Consider the following 20,127-nt stretch of genomic DNA (forward strand, 5'->3'; position numbering starts at 1 on the left):
TTAAATTCCTCATCACATATTGATCTTGTTTAGAATTAGTCCAATTAATTAAATATAAATTATAATTTTCCAGATTGCAGAGAAATATGACAAGACTCCAACTCAAGTCATTTTACGCTGGCATTTACAGAATCATACAATTGTAATTCCAAAAACAGTCACACCTTCCCGCATGGAAGAGAACATTCAGGTATTTGACTTTGAGCTTTCTCATGAAGATATGGAGGCAATTAATCAATTAGATTCTGGACGGAGGACTGGTCCTCATCCAAAGGAAATGAATGTGCGTTAATCTCATTTTAGGAGGAAACAATTATGAAAATAGAACATGTAGGGATCATGGTCAATGACATGAACGAGTCTTTGGCGTTCTACCAAAACATCCTCGGATTAAAATTAAGAAAAAGAGAATGGTTGAATGAAACGGTTGAGCTTGCCTTTTTATTCTTCCCAGAACAGCCAAGTGTAGAGATTGAACTTGTACACGGCGTCCCTGTAGAAAACGAAGGGATCGTGAACCACCTGGCCTTTACAGTGAATAACATCGAAGATGAAATTATTCGATTAAAAGAAGCCGGTACTCAATTAATAAATGAAGAACCTCAAATTATTTTAAAAGGTACTGTTAAAATCGCCTTTTTCCAAGGTCCTAATGGGGAGAAGTTGGAATTGGTAGAGAGATAAGTGACAGTTTAATAAAGGTGCATTAATAAAATTGAAATCTAACGGAGGAAGCGATTCGCTATCTTGGTGAAGGAAACGCCAAGGGAAAGGTCGTCGTCTGCATCGAAAGTAGTCAGACTTAATGGAGTATTAGATTGCATCTTATTTCATCATGAGAGGTTTGATGGCAAGGGTTATCCTACAGGACGAAAGGAAAAAGAAATCCCATTGGTTTCCCGAATTACTGCAATAGCTGATACATTCAATGCTATGACTACCCAAAGAGTATATAGAAAAAGTAGTGATATTCAAAGTGCCTTAAATGATTAAGTAACTTATTTCTAAAGGGGAATAATTCATTAGGATTTGGAATATGGGGATTGTTGACTGCAAGTCTGCTTCTAATCATTCGTTTAGAGGTTCTTGACATAATTTTCTAGAAACTATAACATTATATATAACTTAATGATAAACACTAGGGGTGTTATTTAACTGAGATGAGTCTTACTCAAACCCTTTGAACCTGAACTAGCTAATACTAGCGTAGGAAAGTGTAAACTGTAATACATATTGAAAGGCCATTGTGCCTTAGTTTTACTATGTATATATTTGTTTGTACGCAACTTTCCTTTGGGGATGTTGCGTTTTTTTTCTATCATTTTTTAGGTGAGTTTCAACAAAAATGTAAAATAGAGGAGTTGCTAGGATGACTAGAACAGTAGTCGTAACAGGTAGTAGTCGAGGGTTAGGCGCAACGATTGTAAGGACATTGGCAAAACAAGGATTTCAAGTAGTTATCAATTACTATAAAAGTGAAGATGCTGCAAAGAAGCTCGTTTCTGAGCTTGGTGAAGAGAATGCGATTGCCATTCAGGCGGACGTGACCAATCGTGAAGAAGTTGATAACTTAATAAAGAAAGCAACCACATATTTTGGTCAAATCGATGTTGTCGTCAACAATGCGTTAGTAGACTTTAAATTCGATCCAACGAAACAGAAAGCATTCATAGATTTGACTTGGGAAGACTATCAAAACCAATTAGATGGTACGTTAAAAGGAGCATTTAATGTAGTTCAAAGCGTCTTACCTCAATTTATAGAACGCCAAGATGGAAGTATTATAAGTATAGGTACGAATTTATATCAAAATCCTGTTGTACCTTACCATGAATATACAACAGCTAAAGCTGGGTTGATAGGGTTTACACGTAATGTCGCTTCTGAATTAGGACCATATGGTATAAGAGCGAATGTAGTTTCAGGCGGATTGTTAAAAATGACTGACGCAAGTGCTGTGACAACACCAGAAGTATTTGATTTAATTGCTCAATCAACACCATTGAGGAAGGTGACCACACCTGAAGATGTAGCCAATATGGTCGCTTATTTATCCTCCGAACATGCAAACGGGATTACAGGTCAAAATTTCACAGTAGATGGCGGTTTGACAATGAACTAATCGAATAAATTACCGTAGATAAACCTTTGAGGTGTAAACAAATGACAAAAATGAAAGAGAAACAACTACACTTAGGTGTTCTACTGTATGGTTGTGGACACCATCAAGCTGCTTGGTTAATGCCTGATTCAAGTGTTGAACGTATCGGTGACATTTCCTACTATCAGTCTTTAGCTCAGCTGGCGGAAAAAGGGTACTTTGATGCAGTATTCTTTGCTGATAATCAATCCTTTCAAGGGGAAGATACGAGTGAGATGCCAGCCTTTTGGTTTGATCCAGTCGTCAATTTGACGGCTATTTCTCAAGTGACTAAACATGTGGGACTAGTTTCAACAATTTCAAGTACTTTTTCTAATCCTTTCACAGCTTCACGACAACTATTAAGTTTAGACCATATTACAAAAGGACGTGTTGGTTGGAACCTCGTTACGTCAATGAGAGATGTAGAGGCATTAAACCATGGTATGGAAGAATTACCTTCCCATGAAAAACGCTATGAGAAAGCAGATGAATTCGCTGCATTAATGAATAAGTTATTTCTGTCATGGGATAGCAATGAGTTTCTCCATCATCGAGAAGAAAGAACATTGATAAATCCTTCAAACATTCATCCCATTAAACATGAAGGTACGTATTTTAAAGTGTATGGCCCATCCACTACGCCAAAAAGCCCTCAAGGCAAACCAGTATCTATGCAAGCGGGGGCTTCTAAACAAGGAATTGCTTTAGCCGCTAAATATGCCGATGCAGTCTATTCCGTGTCATGGAATTTAAAGCAAGCAAAGAAGTTTCGGAAAAAATTAGACGAACAAGTGAAACAAAGCGAAAACAGCGATAGACATATTAAAGTGTTTCCAGGCTTAGTAACTTACGTGGGCCATACCATCGAAGAAGCGCTGGCCAAAAAAGCAGTGTTAGATGAGCAATTACCACTTGAAACAGCTTTAAAGCAGTTGAGTTTCTTCATACAACAAGACTGTTCTAATTGGGAAATTGATAAAGAAGTACCTCCATTACCCCCAGTAGAAGAATTTGCCGGTCCTATTGGACGATACGAAACCATACTAGAAATTATAAATGATACCCAACCTACAGTAAGAGAATTATTAGGCTATCTTAATGCAGGCGGTGGGCATCACACGTTGATAGGTACACCCGAACAAATTGTAGATCAGATGGAAGTCTGGTTTAAAGCTGGTGTGGCTGGCGGTTTTAACCTAATGCCTCCCACATTACCCGGTAGTTTAGACGACTTTGTAGAACTCGTTGTTCCTGAATTGCAACGAAGAGGTCTTTTTAGAAAAAAATATGAAGGCCATACTTTCCGTGAACATTTAGGATTATCATAGAAATCAATTTCGATGAATTCACTAGAATGAGTAGATCTGCAATCTGGCGCGTTTGCTACATAACGCGTCTTTTTACGATTAATTGGACTATTAAACAAAACGATCACAGAATTGATGGGATACTGAACAAACAAGGACAGGATGTTGGGTGAGAAGTAAAGATCCGGATTATACAGTGAAAAGCCTGTACATCAAAAAGCAGAGTCGAGATTACAAAATTGTTGATAAGGGCTGGGAACAGGTCCGTGATTAATTAGTAAGCATGCGTGTAAATGGTGGCAAATGAATTCTTATCATTATCATACAAGCAATTAGTTGAAGAGGATTATTTAGAACATAAGAATGAAAAATTTAATAGAGCTGTTAATGGAATCACTCAAAACTATGAATCAATTGTATTACATAAAAATGGACATGCTGTACCAGTTAACGTGACAAACATCCCAATCATTGTAGATGATGAGATTGTTGGTGTTTATGGTATTGCAAAAGATTTGACAAAGCAGAAACAGTCCGAAGACATGCTTTTACGTTCTGAAAAGTTATCGGTGGTAGGACAACTAGCAGCATCCATTGCTCATGAGATTAGAAATCCACTTACGTCTCTTAAAGGATTTTTGCAATTGCTTCAATCCTCAATTAATAGTGTTCCAGATTACTTCCATATTATGAGAGATGAGATAGAACGAATCGAAAGTATTACGAATGAATTATTACTGAATGCAAAACCTCAGGCTCGTGACTTTCAAAAAGAAAAGTTCACTGAAATAGTGGAGAACGTTGTAGTCCTACTGAACCCTCAAGCATTAATTAATAATGTGGTTATAAATGTTAAATATGAAGAGATTCCTCCTATTTCTTGTATTGCTAATCAACTAAAACAAGTTTTAATCAATGTAATAAAAAATTCGATTGAATCGATGCCTAACGGAGGGGAACTTAAGATTCATTTAAGGAAAATCTCTGAGGATGAAATATGTCTTCAAGTTGCTGATCAGGGATGTGGTATACCAAAGGAATATCTCAGTAAAATAGGTCTTCCTTTTTACACAAAAGGAACAGGACTTGGAATGTTGACTACGTTTAGTATTGTTGAAGAAGCACATGGGGGAAGAATAAAAATTTTCAGTGAAGTTGGAAAAGGAACTAAAATCGATATCTATCTCTTTACAGAACCTAAAGTAAGTAAAGCTGTATCACAGTAGTCATATTCTTTAAAAGGGGAGATAGTTATGATATTAGAAGCTGTTATGCTTCAAGTTAAGCAGGGGATGGAAAATGAGTATGAGGATGCATTTCGAGAGGCATCAAAAATTATATCATCAATGAAAGGCTACATATCTCACGAATTACAAAGATGTATGGAAGTGAAGGGGAGATATTTATTGTTGGTGAAGTGGAGAAATTTAGAAGACCATACAGTTGGATTTAGACAGTCTAAGGAATATCAAGAATGGAAAAACCAACTACATCATTTCTATGATCCTTTTCCAACAGTCGAACATTTCGAAAATGTCCCTCTGTAATAACTAAATGGAGTACAGATGCGATGATCCAAGAACGATTATCGCTATTATTTTGAAGTTATAAAGGTAATGAATAATAGAATTAAAATTGTTAAAAAGCTCGATTTCTAACAACTAATAGAGTGGATAGAAACAGGAGAGTTACTGAAAGGAAATTTAAAAATGGAAAAGAATAATTTTAAAGTTATACCTGAAAAACTTAAGGGGAAGACAGTGTCTGATGTTGCTATTACAACAAAGGCAGTAGTAATAAAATTTACTGATGGTACGTTTTTAGACATCTATCTAGATAAGTCTGGCCAACAATTAAAAACGTCAACAAACAAGCTGGAAGGTTAAAAAATATAGGGTTAATTTTAAACCATAACGGACCAAGAAACCTCATATATATGAACGAGGTTTCTTGACCGCTTTTAGTTGTTTTGACTTAAGCCATTTTACGAAGAAACTTTCATCGTATTCTCTCTAAAAATGGTTGTTCTTGTTAGTGAAAAGATTGCACATAGGAGGGCGATGATGACAATCCCGCCGCCAACCCATGCTGTATGCGAAACTGTACCGGAATGACTTAACACAAGGCCACCCAATCCTGAACCAAGAGCAATTCCTACTTGTAATGCGGAATTGTTAAAGCTTTGCTGAATATCTGACGTAGCTGGGTCTGTTTGAATCAAGTAACTTTGCTGTGGTGGTGCTAGACTCCAACTTAATGCTGCCCAAATCATCATGATTGGAATGAATACAATTAGTGAAAAAGTGGTTAATGGTAAGATGAAGAGAACAATCACAAATGCGCTGATGACACCAATGATGCTTTTTGGTGCGCCAATCGAATCTGAAAGAATGCCTCCAAAGGCTCCACCACTTACAGCTGCAATTCCAAATAATAAATAACAAATACTAATCCAATTGGAAGTCATATTAAATTCCGCTTCTAGAAATGGCGTGAAATAGGCATAAATTGTATAGTGTCCAGCTAGCATAAACATGGTGGCAAGATGAGCACTTCCTAGTTTTGCGCTACCTACTGCTTTTAATTGTTGTGAAAGTGGGATTGTATTATCACCTGGAATTCGCTCCAAAAAGATGGAAATTAGAACAATTGACCCAATGGATAAAATAGCTATACCAAGGAAAATCACACGCCAGCCGAAAGCATTAGAAATTAATATCCCAAGTGGCACACCCATGACAAGTGATGAACTAATCCCCACATAAATGAACCCCAGAGCCTTTGCTCGATGTGCAGGAGTAACAATTTTTGCAGCAATGGTTAACGAAAGGACAACGATAAGGGCTGTACTCATGGCAGTCAACACCCTTGCGGCCATCATAAAGGTAAAGCTTGAACTGAAATAGGTCATGATATTACCGAGAAAGAAAACAAACAAGGAGATGAGATACAGCTTCTTTCGCTCAATTTTACTCGTTAAAACAAGCAAAACGGGTCCAGCGACTGCATATATTAGCGCGAATACGGTTATTAGCTGGCCAGCACTACTTAGAGAGATGTTAAAATCATTTGCAATCGTAGGTAGGATTCCCCCCACGATTAACTCAACAAGCCCAACGGCCACAGTCGATAATGCAAGTATAAAAACTTTGAAATTCATATTTAATTTATCTTCCTTTCATCATTTGCTTTAAATTTCTGAAAATAAAAAAATCCTGATTACAGAAAACGAATAGAATTCATTTTTCTGTAATCAGGATTTTAAGGTTCCTGGTAGAAACCCTCAAGCCATATTCTTGAGGTTATACAGGGTATAGAGATATTTAGTTTCATTAACCACTTTGATGAGTTTACTAGATTTTTTCTTATTTTACAAGTCTAATCTTTTTATGTAATTAATTTGAACGTATTAAGGAATACATGTCACCGCTTTATAAGGCGTTTTATATATCAGAAGTGTATAAAAAGATATCACTTCCTTATAAGAAAATTTCATAAAATCAATTTAATGTAACACTTAATCAGATTAACCTTTTATAGGCATAATAAATAAGCGGATGTGTCATTTGAATGTAAAATACGTAGTCATATGTAAAGGAATGTTAAAAGTGTTAATTGAAGAAGGAGTATTAAGTTCTTATAATATTCATTTGGTATTCATCTCCATTTTGGTTGCCATCTTTGCTTCGTATGCAGCCATCAATCTTGTTAGCAGAATTAAAGCTAAAACAATTATAGATATGTGGTTGTTACTAACTTCATCAATCCTTATGGGTGGTGGAATATGGACGATGCATTTTATTGGGATGCTCGCGTTTCATGAAGGTATTTCCCATAGATACGATATAGGTTTAACGATTGTCTCATTCGTACTTCCAATTGCTTCTTCGATTATTTCTTTTTGGTTCATTGTTTGGCATTCACAAAGGAAACATAATGTATTTTTAAGCAGTGGAATTATGGGGCTTGGTATTGCTGGGATGCATTATACAGGGTTGGAATCTATGGAGATACCCGGAGAAATTACATATGAACCAATGTTATTTATAATTTCGATTTTAGTTGGGATATTGGCTTCTATGCTTGCATTATTTATATTCTCAAGGTACAGAAATGGTAAAATAACCGGGAAAATTAGTAGTTCAATCATTTTAGGTATAGCCGTATCAAGTATGCATTATATGGGTATGTCTGCAGCAGAAATAACAATTAGTGGTCATGAACAAACTGTTCCGAGTCCGATTGACTATAGTAGTTATTCTACTTTCATTGTTGCAAGTGGCTTGTTTTTTTTCTTGGTTTTAATAGTCATTTTGATTACTTCTGTAATAGATGAACGATACGCATGGAAACTGAGAGAAAGAGAAGAACAGTATCGACGTTTAGTTGAACTATCTCCAATTGGAATTGCGATACATAAATTTGGTGTAATCACTTTTATTAATCCTGTAGGAATGACAATCTTGGGTGCTAACTCAGTGGAAGACTTGATTGGTCGGAATATATTAGATTTCATCCATCCTGACTATCACGAGATAGTGAAGGCTCGCTGGTTAAGGATACGAGAACAAAATAAAGCAGAGACATTAGAAGAAAAAATGGTACGATTAGATAAACAAGTTATAGATGTTGAAATGACCGGACTCTCAATAACTAGTAATGGTGATACATTAGTACAAGTTTTCTTTCAAGACATTTCAGATAGGAAAAAAGCTGAAAAAATGGTTCACCAATTGGCTTATCATGATTCATTAACAAAATTACCTAACCGACTTTTGTTTTTAGATCGTTTAAATAAAACATTAAAAGATAAAAAAACAAATTATTTGGCTGTCATGTTCATTGATCTAGATGGATTTAAACAAGTGAATGATACTTTAGGACATGATATTGGTGATTTAGTATTGGTAAATGTGGCTGAGCGTTTGTCCAGTTGTGTTCGTAGAGCAGACACTGTATCGAGACTAGCAGGTGATGAATTTGTAATATTGTTACCATCTACTCGTCAAAATGATTATGTGGCAGTTGCCCAAAGAATTATAGAAGCTTTAAGGGAACCCATGCTGATTAATACTAATGAGATTATTGTTACTCCGAGTATTGGTATTTCATTATCTAATAATGAAATGGAAACCGCTGAAACACTTATAAAACAAGCAGATACAGCAATGTATTGGGCTAAAGAACAGGGGAAAAATAATTATCAAATTTATACAAGATACTGATATGTAATGGTTGAAAGGGAAGTAGGGGTAAAAGTGACATAAACAAAAACGAGAAAAAGACCATGTGCTACAAGCAGGGACGGGTATTCAATTAAGTTCAGCTGGAACTTAACAACCCCAATAAAACGGTGCACAGGGTCATTATTTTACTACAAATTAGTTATTCTTATATGCTCTGTTAGAAAATATAGCAAATACATTATACGTATCATTTTACCAAAAATATATTGTTTTACTTGTAAGTAGGTGAGTACATCAACTTTGTTACATGGGCTGCACCATGAGAGTAGGGGGATTTACTCCCTACTTCTATTTGAATAGTTCCTTATTAGCCCGACTAATCCAAAAATAAACAGAGCAAAGAAAACAACGGTCAATAATGTCGATAATGGTGGCCAGCCGTTTCTATAGTTGGCTATTGTTGCTACGGGAACCCCAATTAGGCCTAAAATGAAAATAGGAATAAAATAAGAGTTAGAAAATCTACTTTTTTTGGTCATCAAATTCCTCCCCAATTTTTAAGAGTTCCATTCCTCCCTAACTCTACGGATATAATCAGTTATTAGTTTCACTTCTCTAACTTTAAATTTATTATTAATTGTAGCAAAGATTCAAATTGGAACGGATTGGATATTGAATTAGCTACTTTTATTGATAATGGGAATCTAAAACAATACACACAAAATAAAATTCATTCCCAAAATAGTGTTTATGGTCAGTTTAATGATGAGGTGAAAAGTATTGATATTGGTGCTTGGGAAGTGAAGTATATTGACGATTTAGATGGTGGTTATCTCTATTTATATTTACCAGCGGAAATCAATAAATCTATAGGTGGTTATGGGGAAGTTACTGAATTTCTTGTGCGTAATCAAAACGGAAAGTTAGTCATTGTTGATTGGTATACTGGTTCCAAGGATAGTTACGATTTCATAGTGCGTGGTGAAAACGTAAAGATTCATAACCCTAATATCTGGAATGAAAGTGAATGGGTAATGGAATTAGATAGTTTAGAGTACTGAATCCCCCAAATTTAAACATAGTTCCAAAAATAAAACCGTGAAAATTGAAAAAGTAATAATTTCTTTCATCATATAAACAGGATTAATGGGCCTTTTTGTTGAATGATAGTGGAAAAGTAGATTGTAGGAACTGTCAAACAGAAACATGTAAATGGAGGTCGTACATGATTCTTTAGCACACAGAGGATTTATGAAACTTTGACCTGATAACTTCGTACAATTATTAAGGCGATAGAAAGTAGGATATTTTAGCAACCAATGTAAAGTAATTGAATCCATAAGTAACAGAAGAGTTAATTATTTATTTTTCCAAAAAAGGAGTGACTTTGATAATGAATAAATTAAAATGGATCTTGTATTGGAGTGGAGCTTCTTTAATTATCATTCCAACAATTGTAGTATTAATTTCTGATGATGTTACATTCAATTCAACAATAAGTAATATTGTAATAAACACAGCAATTATTTTAGTCATTCTTGGGAAAATGATTACGATATTTGAAAAGAAAAAGGGAAACAAAAGTTTCGTTCCAGATATTGGAGCAGTCATAGGATTATTTATCGTTTTAGTTATTAGGTTTGTTTAAAAAAGATAATGGTTAGTCCTTATAAAAGCTCCTGAAACTTAGATGATGGTCAAAATGCCATGAAAACGATTCATAGTTAATGATGAAAAGGAGAGATTTTTTTGATTGGTTTATTGCGAATGGTTGCAGTTGGGATGATCATAATCCTTATATTAGTAGGATGTGAGAAAGAAACAACGAATAATTATGAGAGGACTCCAATATTTATTTCTGAAGGGGAGGAATTTGTAGGTGTCGAAAAAAAGGTAGGTATTCTGAACACAACCTATTTTGAAAATGAACCAATAAAGACTTTATGGCATTTTTGGGGCGAAGAGGATGAAATCAAAGGTGCAGTTAGAATTGAAGGAACCCATTTAGAAACAGGTGAAAAATCACCTTTATTATTAGATGGATATAGCTTCAAAAATGCGACTTGGGAATTTAATCATGGATTCACACAAGCTAACCTTGGTGCAACCAAAACGATGCCATCCTATATTGGGTTTGTTCAATCAGGCTTGTGGGAGGTCGTTGTATATATTGATGGTACTCATTTAGGAGAATTTATCTTGGAAGTAAAAGAGAATACCGAAATAGAAGATGAATAAAGAAAGGCGTGGAAAAATGACTATGAAAATAGTTAAACATACTTGGAATGTTCTTTCAGGAGTATTTGTTTTATTTTTATCGTTGTGGATGAGTGGCCCAGGGATTGGTGAAACTGACACACCTACATACAGATGGTACTTTATGCTCCTTTTTATTTTGTGGGGAATCGGGTTGTTCATGCAGTTTAAAGATCGAACTAAACTAATGGGGATAATTGTAACATTCATTCCAGTAGGTTATTATTTGATCTTTTATATTCTTGTAGTGAATTCTTAAAGAAGAGCTCATTTGAGATCAAAAGAACCCTTTAGTTTATTAAATTTCATAGTTTAAATGAAAATTCATGAATGCTCTTTTTTACACAAGTATAGTCAAAATAGCCCTAAGATTAACACATTAAATCACACTCTTTTTTAAGTTCTTCCCAATTTCTTTGCTACGTTCTTTAAGTAATCGCATACCTAATATTCCTGTTAGGATGATTAAAGTTCCCCCACTAAAAAAAATGATTGAAGGGGAGAAAATAGATAATACCGCACTGATGATTCCCAAAGAAACTGTATCACTCGTATAATTAATGGAAGATGAGATACTAAATACTTTTCCTAACATTTCTTTTGGTACTTCGTTTTGTATAATGACAACTCTGCCTAAACCTTCAAGAGCTTGACCAATCCCTATAATTGCTGCAGCAACAAATAGAGCATAAACTGTAGGAGAAAAACTCGTTATTAAGAGGCCAGCACCCCATAATATTATCCCCATATTAAAAATAGAAATGGGATTTAGTTTTTTTGCTAAACCAATTAAAATGGAGGTTCCAAATGATGAAGCACCAAGAATACCAGTAATTAATCCGAAAGTACCAATATCCTCGCCAAGACGGGATTCTAGATAGATTGGTAATCCAACTCTCCATAACCCGGTATTAATAAAGATACTAATGGCCTGAACTAAAATAACATAAAATATATCTTTATTTATTTTTAGATAGGATAAAGTCATTTTTATTTCTACCATAGTCTTGTTATTCACTTTAGCCATATTTTCAATATTTGTATTATAGTAGATTAAGAAGTGACAAATACTAGCAATGCTAATTAATATAAAAGCAAGAGTTAAAATATGAATTTGATCTGTTAATTTAACTATAATACCCACTGAAGCAGGAATAATAATACTTGCTCCTCTTTGAATGGAGTCTAACAAAGCATTTCCTTTTTGCAATTTACTATCTTTAACAAGCTCGGGTAAAATAGCTCGGAAGCTCGGTTCAGAGAAACAATTAAAAATACTGATCAAAACAGCAATACCCATTAAAATTAAATAATTAATAGAATTGAGATAATATAAAATAGGTATTAAGAGAATTAACATTCCCGTAAGAATGTCACTTATAACCATAAGTCTTTTCTTATTTAATTTATCAGCTATTACGCCGCCGTATATTCCAAGTAATATAAATGGCAAAGTTTCAGCCATTACCATAAATGATAAATGTATAGGGGAACTATGAGTTAGTTCCATAGTTAACCATATTAGTTCTAAACTAAATAAGACCAAAGCGCTTCTTTTGAAAAACCTTCCAAATAATAAGAGTGTGAAGTTCTTGTCTTTAAACATATCACCATAAAGTATTTTCACAATTCACTTTCCCCTCAACAATCATCAGACTATTGATTTTATTATCTCATAATTTTGAATTTATCGATATTATTGATTTTTAACAAAACTTAAAGAAAAGAGTATCCGAGGAAGCAAATGACTCCAAAGATACTCTTTTCAACTAAATATATTATTTGACCGTTCAAGGACAATCTAGCAAAATATAAAGTTTGTTATTACTCTTCTGTATTCTGACTATCTACTTGTATGGTTTCGTCTATGGAGTCAACAAATGCTAACCTTTCTTCATGTTCGATGTAGGCCTCAACCGCACGTTTTGCTAGATTTTTAGAGATAGGAGATTTGTCACTTACCCATGGTACGACCACACTAAAGGCTACTTTTGGCTTATCCGATGGATAATAGCCAACAAATGTCAGGTTGTAAGTTGCTCGTCCCCATTTGTCTCGGTCTGGCCCGTAATAAAAGGTTTGAGCTGTTCCTGTTTTTCCACTTACATCATGAGGCGAAAATACGTTATTAGCTGTTCCACCGACTGATTGAGTAACCAAACGGAAGCCTTCTTGAACTCGTTGGATATCTTCGTCCCTGTTTGAAATCCGATTTAACACGGTGCGTGGTCGCTCAGAAAGAAGAGGACCAAGTGTCCCGTCGTTCACTGGTTCGTGAATGCTTGCTACCATGCGTGGCTGTACGCGGTAGCCACCATTGGCAATTGTGCTCACATACTGTGCCATCTGGAGGGGAGTGTACGTATCAAACTGACCAATGCTCATATCAAGCAATAGCCCGGGGTTTGTGATATTTCCCAGAAGTCCGGCACTTTCATTGGGAAGATCGATTCCGGTTTTTACACCTAACCCAAATTGAGCATAATAGTTTCGTAAACGTGTAAAATCGTCCTCGGAAATCGGAAGTCCTCCACCAGGTCGATAGATGACACCTGCCAAATTCATGACAGTATGGAACATATAGACGTTCGAACTCACTTTGAGCGCAGTAAGGTCATTGATACGGCCAAAGTTTTTCCAAGATGATTTTGGTTTTCCCAGACCAGCTAAGGTAATAGGTGCATCATAAAAAGTATGGTTATAAGCAATCACTCCAGAATCATAGCCTGCTAGAATAGTAGCTCCTTTAATAGTTGAGCCGATTTCATACTGACTAGTAAATGTACCAACAGAGTAATCGGAAAATGAAAGTTTGCCATCTGGGGTAGGATCTATCATTTTTCCAGACATACCAAGAATGTCCCCATTATAAGGATCCATCATAACAATAAATGCTCGATCCATTAAATGGTTTCCAGGCTGACTTTTTGCGCGTGTCATTTCCTCGATAAGTGTTGCATCAAGAGCTTGCTGTAAACCTGCATTGATACTTAGTCGAAGGTCGCGTCCTCTTACACCTTCATGCGATAGAGTTTCACTTACAATGTCACCTTGTTTGTCGGTGACGATTGTCTTTTCACCCTTAGAAGCATGGAGTGTTTCTTCGTATTGATATTCTAGGTAGCTTTTTCCGACGCGTTCATTCCGTGAATACCCACGTGTCATATAGAACGAACGACGGTCTTCTAAAATTCCTTGTTTCTCAGTGGTGACTCCACCTAAGACAGGTTTTAACATTTCTCCATACGGATATTCCCGTTGCCAATCAGATTTCACATCAACACCAGGTAATTCATCCAAACGTTCAACAACAGCGGCAATTTCACGATTGGATAACCCTGTGCTTTTGATTATTTGCGCTTCATGTATGTAGCCACTTGTCATCTTTTTATAAATGACAATTTCCTCAGGATGTGATAGCAATATCTCTTCAAGTTCATGAGCAGGAATTCGCTCAAGTTGAAGGGCATAAGTCTCTTTTGAAGAGAGTTCTAATTCATCTTTAGAGATGAGTTCTCTGGCTTTCTCAGGTTCCTTCACTAGCCAATAATCTTTGATATCTCTCTCTTTGATCTCACTTGTATCTATCTCTAATAATTCTGATAACTTACGAGCAACTTCAAGATGAAGGGATGTTTGGTTTAAGGAATTCACTGTATAAAGTACAGCAGTGACCCCTTTATTATCAACAACAACTCGGCCGTGTCTATCATACATCTCTCCACGAGGAGCGCTTAATTTCACGGTAGTTGCATCTTGTCTAGTAGCCTCATCCACATAGTTTTCTCCATGCACAATTTGAAGAAAAGCAAGTCGTCCGATCAATGTGATAAATAAGAAAAAGGTGATAAAAAATAAAAGATTGGTACGAAAATGTAATTGTTTTTTGACTCGTTTCTGTTTCTTCTTTTCTTCTCCCACGTTTGTATTTCCTCCTGCTGTTTTCTCCTCTTGATTATAGCATGAACAAAAGGAGAATTAGGGTGTGAAATGGAAAAAAATGATAGAAAAAGGATTTCTCAGTTTAGTATAGAAGTAATATGAATCTGAAAATATAGGAGAGGGTTTCATGCGCAAGAATGTTGAGATCACTGAAGTTTCGTCAGTTGTTCCATATATAGATCAATTGTCTGAATTGCTGAAAGAGGTTGTTGATGGAGGGGCGTCAATTGGATTTCTTCCGCCACTTGATTTGTCGGAAGCAAGGTCCTATTGGGAGACGGTACTTGCTCCGGATGTACGATTAATAATTGCAATGCAAGATTCTAAGATTGCTGGGACGGTGCAGGTGCATTTATGTATGAAGCAAAATGGTAGTCATCGTGCTGAAATAGCGAAATTGATGACTCATCCAGCCTTTAGACGTCTTGGAATTGCGCGCCTACTGATGGAGAAAGCAGAAGAGATTGCAGTCAGAGAAAAAAGGTCATTGCTTGTGTTAGATACTCGAAAAGGTGACCCTTCTAATTTACTATATCAATCATTGGGATATATTCAAGCTGGTGAAATTCCTTATTTTGCTCAATCCTTAGAAGGGACGCTTGATACAACCGTCTTATACTACAAAACACTAGGGAAAGAAATGTCATGATTAGACATGCTGTAGGAGCAATTGTTATTAAAGGTGATACTTACTTAGTGATACATAAAACAAAAATGAATACAAAAGAAGGAAAAAGAAAGATTGATGGACAATGGGATTTCGTCAAAGGTGGTATTGAACCTCATGATGTAACCCTTGAAGCAGCTATCATGCGTGAATTAAGTGAGGAAACAGGTTCTTCGGATTATCGTATGATCAAACAATTTGATGAAAAGATTTGCTTCGATTTCCCAGAAGAGCTCAAAGACAGGATTGGCTACGAGCGCCAGGAGACGACTATGTTTCTTGTTGAATTTGTTGGGGATGAGAGTAGCCTGACTCCTCAGGATGATGAAATTGTAGAGTTGCAGTTTGTAAAGAGTAATGAACTGATTAAGACATTGACCCATGAAGATACAATTAATTTCATTAGAGAAAATCTGTCCAAACAAAGCATGAAATGACAGGAAGACGAAGTGCTCTACGGATAAAATGAGAGTAAGGAGTGAGCGATATGGCATGGTTGGAATCATTACAGAAGGCGATCGACTATATGGAAGAGAATATGCTAGAGGATGTTTCGATTGAGAATATTGCTTATCATGCAAATGCATCAACGTTTCATTTTCAGCGAACTTTTTCGATTCTGACAGACATTAGTGTAGGAGAATATTTGCGTAGACGTCGGTTAACTTTAGCAGCTGAAGAATTGATTCGAACGGATACGAGAATTATTGACCTTGCCTTTAAGTATGGCTATGAAACTCCTGAGGCTTTCTCAAAGGCTTTTCGAAAACAGCATGGGGTAACCCCGAGTGATGTTCGAAAAGGGAATGGAAGGCTGCAATCTTATAATCGCCTGGTTATCCAGATGAAACTGAAGGGAGCAGAACCAATGAAGTATCGAATTGTCGAAAGAGATGGATTTAAGGTGGTAGGAGTAAAGCGGGAATTTTCATTAGAGCAAGACGCAAATTTGGTAGGCATTCCAAAAATGTGGGATGAAGTTAATTCAAATGGTACCTGTGATTCATTAATTGAGTTGATGAACGGTGAAATCAGAGGAGTGCTTGGGGTTTGTGATGACCACTCGACACAGTCAGCAAAAACGATTGATTATTGGGTTGCTGTCGAACATGAAGGGGAGGAGGTTGACGGATTTCTTTCATTGGAGATTCCGGCCTCTACATGGGCTGTGTTTGAGGTGCATGGCGCGATGCCAGAGGCGATGCCAAAGGTATGGAAGCAAATTTTCTCGGAGTGGTTTCCATCAAGCGGATACCAGTATGTAGAGACAGCTGAATTAGAAGTATATCCTGGTGGAAATCCATCTGACCCAAATTATTATTCAGAAATATGGATTCCAGTAAATTAATAGACAGAAATTTCCGAAAAACATATAATGGAAATAATCTAATACCCTTTTGGTACAGAGGGTATTTTTTTAGTGCCTAGAAAATTAATAGTTTGGTATATGAAGGTTGGGTTGTGGAAGGAGTAACTATAAATTAAGGAGAGGGTAATGAACATGATTGTTAATCAAGAAATGGCCAAGAAGCTAGAACAGTCTGAAATAGATTGCTTGTTATCAAGACTCTCTGCAATGAAAGAGATAGAAGGAAATCCGATGTCTGTAGAAGTTGAACGCTTTGGAAATGCAACTGCATTTTCAGTTAAAAACATTCCGGGGCCGTCTTTTAATACTGTAAAAGGGCTACAAATTGAGGATGAAAAGGAAATTGATAAGATTATTGATTTTTATCATAAGAAAGAGATTCCTGTTAGATTTGAGATAGTACCATCCAATGTTTCTCCAGATTTATTAAGATATCTAAATACGAAAGGGTTTTATCAGTCAGATTTCCATACTACTCTCTTTACCCCACATACTGAGGAGGAAAGAGTAATTGATGAATCTATAACAATTCGTAAATTGAAAAGTGATGAATTTGATCTTTTTGCAGAAATCTATACTTTGGGATTTGAGCTGCCTTCGTTTTTAAAAGATGGAGTTGCTCGAAATAATGAAATTCTTTATCAAAAAGAGGGTTGGACGTTTTATCTAGCAAGTATGCTAGGTGAAGCTGTAGGCATTGGAGTTTTGTTTCGAAAAAATCAAATCGGGACACTTGCTGCAGCAACGACAGTTCCGAAGTTCAGAAACAATGGAGTTCAAAGTGCGTTAATTAAGAAAAGATTGAACGAAGCATTTTCACAAGATTGCAAGCTTCTTGTAGGACAAGCAAGATTTGCTTCCATAAGTCAAAATAATATGGAACGAGCAGGAATGAGAATAGCTTATACGAAAGCTATATGGGTAGAGAAGTAGTGGGTGCGGTAAAATAAGTTGTTAGAAAATTAACTAACTAAGGTTTCTTGATGAATTGCCAATTTGGGATATTAAGATTAATAATAAGAAAGTAGAATCCAATTTGAATACGGACAAGTATTTGCGTGAGATTTATGAACAGCTGTACTAGTTTATCCGATGTTGCAGCTATTCTTTCCGGAACATAATCAAGCCATTTTTTTTTCAGTGTGTATTTCATAGATGAAATAAGAATAAAGTCTATAACCAATTGGTAAGAGGGCTCTGATTGAATACCATTTACTATCTGCAAACAGTAACCATAAAATTGCAAAAACAATAGACGAAATAAAAATGAGATTACTAGAGAATCCATTAAGAGGTTGATTATCTATAAAGAACTTTTAATTCATTTGCATAACACCTTTCATGGTACGGAACAACAGCATATATATACACGCTGTTACTCAATCATCTCTATTTTTAATTACACTCGTGCAAATGGATTGAAATTAAGCTTAAAGGCAAATGTCATTGACCTCTTATTTAAAGAATTTAATCGCTATTTGAAGCAATGAAAGGAGTACCTATGAAAAAATCCTTGCTTAAGAACCGCTCGTTTGTGTCAGCTTGGCTAGGGAATGGTATTTCAGAGCTTGGTGGGGCATTTGGCACCTTTTGTAATTCGATATTGATCTTTCAATTGACTGGTTCAACATTTGCGCTAGGGAGTATGTGGCTGCTGTATTTTGTCCCGTCATTAATTCTTCAGCTTTTCATAGGGCCTTATATTGATCGATGGAGTCGAAAGTGGGTAATGGTGTTCTCGCAATGGACAAGAGGAGCTATCTTTATCATTCCGTTGGCTGCACTTATGTCTGGAGAGCTGGAGATTTGGCATATTTATGCTGTTCAATGTGTAGTTGGGTTAATCACTCCGTTGTATGTACCTGCTAACCATGCGATTACACCAACGATTGTCTCAAAAGACCAGCTGCAATCAGCTAATGCTTACATTGATGGAACGGTCCGCTTAATGACCTTTTTGTCTCCGATACTAGCGGGAATTGTCATTGAATACGCTGGGGTTCAAGTCACTCTTTTTCTAGTAAGCTCTTTCCTTATCATCAGTGGATGTACATTGCTTCCTATTAAAGAAAAACGAAACAAAAATGAAAGTAGAAAAACATGGTTGGCTGATTTTTCGGAGGGGATTTCCTTCTTCTTTACGCACAAAATCATTGTCTGGTTAGGTATCTTTTTAGCATTTGTTCAATTTGGAGTAGGTGTGACTATGGTGACGACGCTGCCATATATCACTAGCGAATTAGGAGGTACGTATGCTGAATACGGTTATTTCATGGCGGGCTTTCCGAGTGGCTATCTGATTGGGGCTATGTTAGTCTCAAGAATAAATTACAAGAGTCGTAGAATTCTGATGCTAGGTTCACTTTTTATCGGCGGGATGACTTTTATCGCCCTTTCCTTCAACAAAAGCATTCCTCTAGCGATAACAACGGAAATGATTGGCGGAGTGGTTATGGCGATTTTCAGTATCCATAATACAACAATCTGCCAACAAACAGTCCCTAATCATCTAATGGGTAAGGTATTTTCAGTTCGTTTACTTATTATAAGAGGAGCTATGCCTTTAGGAGTACTAGTTGGTGGCGCCTTAAGCGAACTATGGGGAGTCAGACCACTATATCTTCTAATCGGCCTTCTTATTAGTTCCGTTTCACTTGCCGGGATATATCTACCATATTTTAAGTTCATTGATGAAAAGAGATTATCTAAGCAGAATGCAATGAAAGATACAGGCTGAAAAAAGCAGCTAAAGAAGTGGAGAGATTTGAATACATTAATTAGGACAACAGATCCACTTCTTTGAAAATGTTTCGCTCCTAATCAATCCTCACATCAATATCTCCAAAATTAAATAAACAATAAAGCATAAAAGTGAACCAATGAGAAAAGGACCCACTCGTAAGGTTAATGCTTCATGCTTAGGCTTATAGGCTCCTGCTTGAGAATCAAAGGCAGCAAGCTCTGATTGTTTCGACAACGCATCTCCCCTAGACCCTGTGATAAACGCAAAGAATGAAAAGATAATAGAACCAAAAAACAACGTCGACAACAAATTCGTATCAAAATATAAATGAATACCGAAAAGTACAGCTAATTCAATGATCAGCACAAGTAATACTACACCAATGTATTTTTTCATAGTAATGCCTCCCTCTATAAATATTGATTTATCAACGGTTTGAGCCGTTGTTGGGGTGTCAAAAAAATATTTTTCGACACGATTCCTAACAGAATTTATATATTATGTGTAATTATTC

General features: G+C 36.1%; 21 protein-coding genes, 1 pseudogene and 2 riboswitches. Of the genes and pseudogenes, 18 read left to right on the forward strand and 4 right to left on the reverse strand.

All coding sequences use genetic code 11. From position 1 onward, the window contains the following. Positions 1-61: 61 nt before the first annotated feature. From F7888_RS19290 to F7888_RS19325, 8 genes and pseudogenes are all read left to right on the forward strand, one after another. Positions 62-292: pseudogene (locus tag F7888_RS19290) on the forward strand (aldo/keto reductase); the annotation flags it as partial. Positions 293-315: 23 nt separating this feature from the next. Continuing rightward, a complete protein-coding gene (locus tag F7888_RS19295; RefSeq protein WP_191782449.1) occupies positions 316-684 on the forward strand; it encodes a VOC family protein in 369 nt (122 codons plus the stop codon). Positions 685-750: 66 nt separating this feature from the next. After that, on the forward strand, positions 751-993 hold the full coding sequence (locus F7888_RS19300; protein ID WP_318246326.1) for an HD-GYP domain-containing protein: 243 nt from the start codon (positions 751-753) through the stop codon (positions 991-993). 137 nt (positions 994-1,130) lie between these two features. Continuing rightward, a riboswitch (TPP riboswitch) is annotated at positions 1,131-1,230 on the forward strand. Positions 1,231-1,369: 139 nt separating this feature from the next. After that, positions 1,370-2,122: a 3-oxoacyl-ACP reductase gene (locus tag F7888_RS19305; RefSeq protein ID WP_191782451.1), complete on the forward strand. Its 753-nt coding sequence runs from the start codon at positions 1,370-1,372 to the stop codon at positions 2,120-2,122. 41 nt (positions 2,123-2,163) lie between these two features. Beyond that, positions 2,164-3,471: an LLM class flavin-dependent oxidoreductase gene (locus tag F7888_RS19310; RefSeq protein ID WP_191782453.1), complete on the forward strand. Its 1,308-nt coding sequence runs from the start codon at positions 2,164-2,166 to the stop codon at positions 3,469-3,471. 272 nt (positions 3,472-3,743) lie between these two features. Next, positions 3,744-4,676: an ATP-binding protein gene (locus tag F7888_RS19315; RefSeq protein WP_191782455.1), complete on the forward strand. Its 933-nt coding sequence runs from the start codon at positions 3,744-3,746 to the stop codon at positions 4,674-4,676. A gap of 27 nt (positions 4,677-4,703) precedes the next feature. Continuing rightward, positions 4,704-4,997 (forward strand): antibiotic biosynthesis monooxygenase family protein, encoded by a 294-nt coding sequence (locus tag F7888_RS19320; protein WP_191782458.1) that lies wholly within the window; start codon positions 4,704-4,706, stop codon positions 4,995-4,997. A gap of 162 nt (positions 4,998-5,159) precedes the next feature. After that, positions 5,160-5,336, forward strand: a complete 177-nt coding sequence (locus F7888_RS19325; RefSeq protein WP_191782460.1) for a hypothetical protein — start codon at positions 5,160-5,162, stop codon at positions 5,334-5,336. Positions 5,337-5,434: 98 nt separating this feature from the next. On the opposite strand, the gene F7888_RS19330 is transcribed toward F7888_RS19325, so the two are convergent. Continuing rightward, positions 5,435-6,610, reverse strand: coding sequence for an MFS transporter (locus tag F7888_RS19330; RefSeq protein WP_191782462.1), 1,176 nt, complete (start codon positions 6,608-6,610; stop codon positions 5,435-5,437). A 70-nt stretch (positions 6,611-6,680) separates the two neighbouring features. Beyond that, positions 6,681-6,780: riboswitch (purine riboswitch) on the reverse strand. A 236-nt stretch (positions 6,781-7,016) separates the two neighbouring features. Between F7888_RS19330 and F7888_RS19335 the strand changes: the two genes are divergently transcribed. The 5 genes from F7888_RS19335 to F7888_RS19355 all read left to right on the forward strand — a co-directional run bounded on the left by F7888_RS19335 (position 7,017) and on the right by F7888_RS19355 (position 11,151). Beyond that, on the forward strand, positions 7,017-8,675 hold the full coding sequence (locus tag F7888_RS19335; protein ID WP_191782464.1) for a sensor domain-containing diguanylate cyclase: 1,659 nt from the start codon (positions 7,017-7,019) through the stop codon (positions 8,673-8,675). A 626-nt stretch (positions 8,676-9,301) separates the two neighbouring features. After that, positions 9,302-9,697 (forward strand): hypothetical protein, encoded by a 396-nt coding sequence (locus F7888_RS19340; protein ID WP_191782466.1) that lies wholly within the window; start codon positions 9,302-9,304, stop codon positions 9,695-9,697. Between the two features lie 332 nt (positions 9,698-10,029). After that, complete coding sequence (locus F7888_RS19345) at positions 10,030-10,284, forward strand: histidine kinase (RefSeq protein WP_191782469.1); 255 nt, start codon at positions 10,030-10,032, stop codon at positions 10,282-10,284. Between the two features lie 101 nt (positions 10,285-10,385). Then, entirely contained in the window at positions 10,386-10,874 is a 489-nt protein-coding gene (locus F7888_RS19350) for a DUF4871 domain-containing protein (protein ID WP_191782471.1), read from the forward strand. 22 nt (positions 10,875-10,896) lie between these two features. After that, on the forward strand, positions 10,897-11,151 hold the full coding sequence (locus F7888_RS19355) for a hypothetical protein (RefSeq protein ID WP_225228906.1): 255 nt from the start codon (positions 10,897-10,899) through the stop codon (positions 11,149-11,151). A gap of 120 nt (positions 11,152-11,271) precedes the next feature. Here F7888_RS19355 and F7888_RS19360 read toward each other — a convergent pair whose 3' ends face one another. Together F7888_RS19360 and F7888_RS19365 are read right to left on the reverse strand one after the other, a co-directional pair. Further along, positions 11,272-12,519, reverse strand: a complete 1,248-nt coding sequence (locus tag F7888_RS19360; protein ID WP_191782475.1) for an MFS transporter — start codon at positions 12,517-12,519, stop codon at positions 11,272-11,274. A 197-nt stretch (positions 12,520-12,716) separates the two neighbouring features. Then, on the reverse strand, positions 12,717-14,813 hold the full coding sequence (locus tag F7888_RS19365; RefSeq protein ID WP_191782477.1) for a peptidoglycan D,D-transpeptidase FtsI family protein: 2,097 nt from the start codon (positions 14,811-14,813) through the stop codon (positions 12,717-12,719). A 148-nt stretch (positions 14,814-14,961) separates the two neighbouring features. Here F7888_RS19365 and F7888_RS19370 point away from each other — a divergent pair, with 148 nt between their 5' ends. The 5 genes from F7888_RS19370 to F7888_RS19390 all read left to right on the forward strand — a co-directional run bounded on the left by F7888_RS19370 (position 14,962) and on the right by F7888_RS19390 (position 19,607). Then, positions 14,962-15,483 carry a GNAT family N-acetyltransferase gene (locus F7888_RS19370; protein WP_191782479.1) on the forward strand — a complete coding sequence of 174 codons (522 nt, stop codon included), beginning with the start codon at positions 14,962-14,964 and terminating at the stop codon, positions 15,481-15,483. Beyond that, positions 15,480-15,938, forward strand: a complete 459-nt coding sequence (locus F7888_RS19375) for an NUDIX domain-containing protein (protein WP_191782482.1) — start codon at positions 15,480-15,482, stop codon at positions 15,936-15,938. Before F7888_RS19370 ends, F7888_RS19375 begins: the two co-directional genes overlap by 4 nt. A 50-nt stretch (positions 15,939-15,988) precedes the next feature. Then, positions 15,989-16,849 (forward strand): AraC family transcriptional regulator, encoded by an 861-nt coding sequence (locus F7888_RS19380; protein ID WP_191782484.1) that lies wholly within the window; start codon positions 15,989-15,991, stop codon positions 16,847-16,849. 147 nt (positions 16,850-16,996) lie between these two features. After that, complete coding sequence (locus tag F7888_RS19385; protein WP_191782486.1) at positions 16,997-17,803, forward strand: GNAT family N-acetyltransferase; 807 nt, start codon at positions 16,997-16,999, stop codon at positions 17,801-17,803. Between the two features lie 568 nt (positions 17,804-18,371). Then, complete coding sequence (locus F7888_RS19390; RefSeq protein ID WP_191782488.1) at positions 18,372-19,607, forward strand: MFS transporter; 1,236 nt, start codon at positions 18,372-18,374, stop codon at positions 19,605-19,607. 90 nt (positions 19,608-19,697) lie between these two features. On the opposite strand, the gene F7888_RS19395 is transcribed toward F7888_RS19390, so the two are convergent. After that, positions 19,698-20,009, reverse strand: a complete 312-nt coding sequence (locus tag F7888_RS19395) for a hypothetical protein (protein WP_191782490.1) — start codon at positions 20,007-20,009, stop codon at positions 19,698-19,700. Positions 20,010-20,127: the final 118 nt, after the last annotated feature.

This window comes from Litchfieldia stipae (assembly GCF_014837155.1).
Lineage (GTDB): Bacteria > Bacillota > Bacilli > Bacillales > Bacillaceae_L > Litchfieldia.

What these genes read in the sequence shown, in the direction of transcription:
- F7888_RS19295 (WP_191782449.1), top strand. Translation starts at nt 316, where the DNA reads ATGAAAATAGAACATGTAGGGATCATGGTCAATGACATGAACGAGTCT.
- F7888_RS19305 (WP_191782451.1), top strand. Translation starts at nt 1,370, where the DNA reads ATGACTAGAACAGTAGTCGTAACAGGTAGTAGTCGAGGGTTAGGCGCA.
- F7888_RS19310 (WP_191782453.1), top strand. Translation starts at nt 2,164, where the DNA reads ATGACAAAAATGAAAGAGAAACAACTACACTTAGGTGTTCTACTGTAT.
- F7888_RS19315 (WP_191782455.1), top strand. Translation starts at nt 3,744, where the DNA reads ATGGTGGCAAATGAATTCTTATCATTATCATACAAGCAATTAGTTGAA.
- F7888_RS19320 (WP_191782458.1), top strand. Translation starts at nt 4,704, where the DNA reads ATGATATTAGAAGCTGTTATGCTTCAAGTTAAGCAGGGGATGGAAAAT.
- F7888_RS19325 (WP_191782460.1), top strand. Translation starts at nt 5,160, where the DNA reads ATGGAAAAGAATAATTTTAAAGTTATACCTGAAAAACTTAAGGGGAAG.
- F7888_RS19330 (WP_191782462.1), bottom strand. Translation starts at nt 6,610, where the DNA reads ATGAATTTCAAAGTTTTTATACTTGCATTATCGACTGTGGCCGTTGGG.
- F7888_RS19345 (WP_191782469.1), top strand. Translation starts at nt 10,030, where the DNA reads ATGAATAAATTAAAATGGATCTTGTATTGGAGTGGAGCTTCTTTAATT.
- F7888_RS19355 (WP_225228906.1), top strand. Translation starts at nt 10,897, where the DNA reads ATGAAAATAGTTAAACATACTTGGAATGTTCTTTCAGGAGTATTTGTT.
- F7888_RS19370 (WP_191782479.1), top strand. Translation starts at nt 14,962, where the DNA reads ATGCGCAAGAATGTTGAGATCACTGAAGTTTCGTCAGTTGTTCCATAT.
- F7888_RS19375 (WP_191782482.1), top strand. Translation starts at nt 15,480, where the DNA reads ATGATTAGACATGCTGTAGGAGCAATTGTTATTAAAGGTGATACTTAC.
- F7888_RS19380 (WP_191782484.1), top strand. Translation starts at nt 15,989, where the DNA reads ATGGCATGGTTGGAATCATTACAGAAGGCGATCGACTATATGGAAGAG.
- F7888_RS19385 (WP_191782486.1), top strand. Translation starts at nt 16,997, where the DNA reads ATGAACATGATTGTTAATCAAGAAATGGCCAAGAAGCTAGAACAGTCT.
- F7888_RS19390 (WP_191782488.1), top strand. Translation starts at nt 18,372, where the DNA reads ATGAAAAAATCCTTGCTTAAGAACCGCTCGTTTGTGTCAGCTTGGCTA.
- F7888_RS19395 (WP_191782490.1), bottom strand. Translation starts at nt 20,009, where the DNA reads ATGAAAAAATACATTGGTGTAGTATTACTTGTGCTGATCATTGAATTA.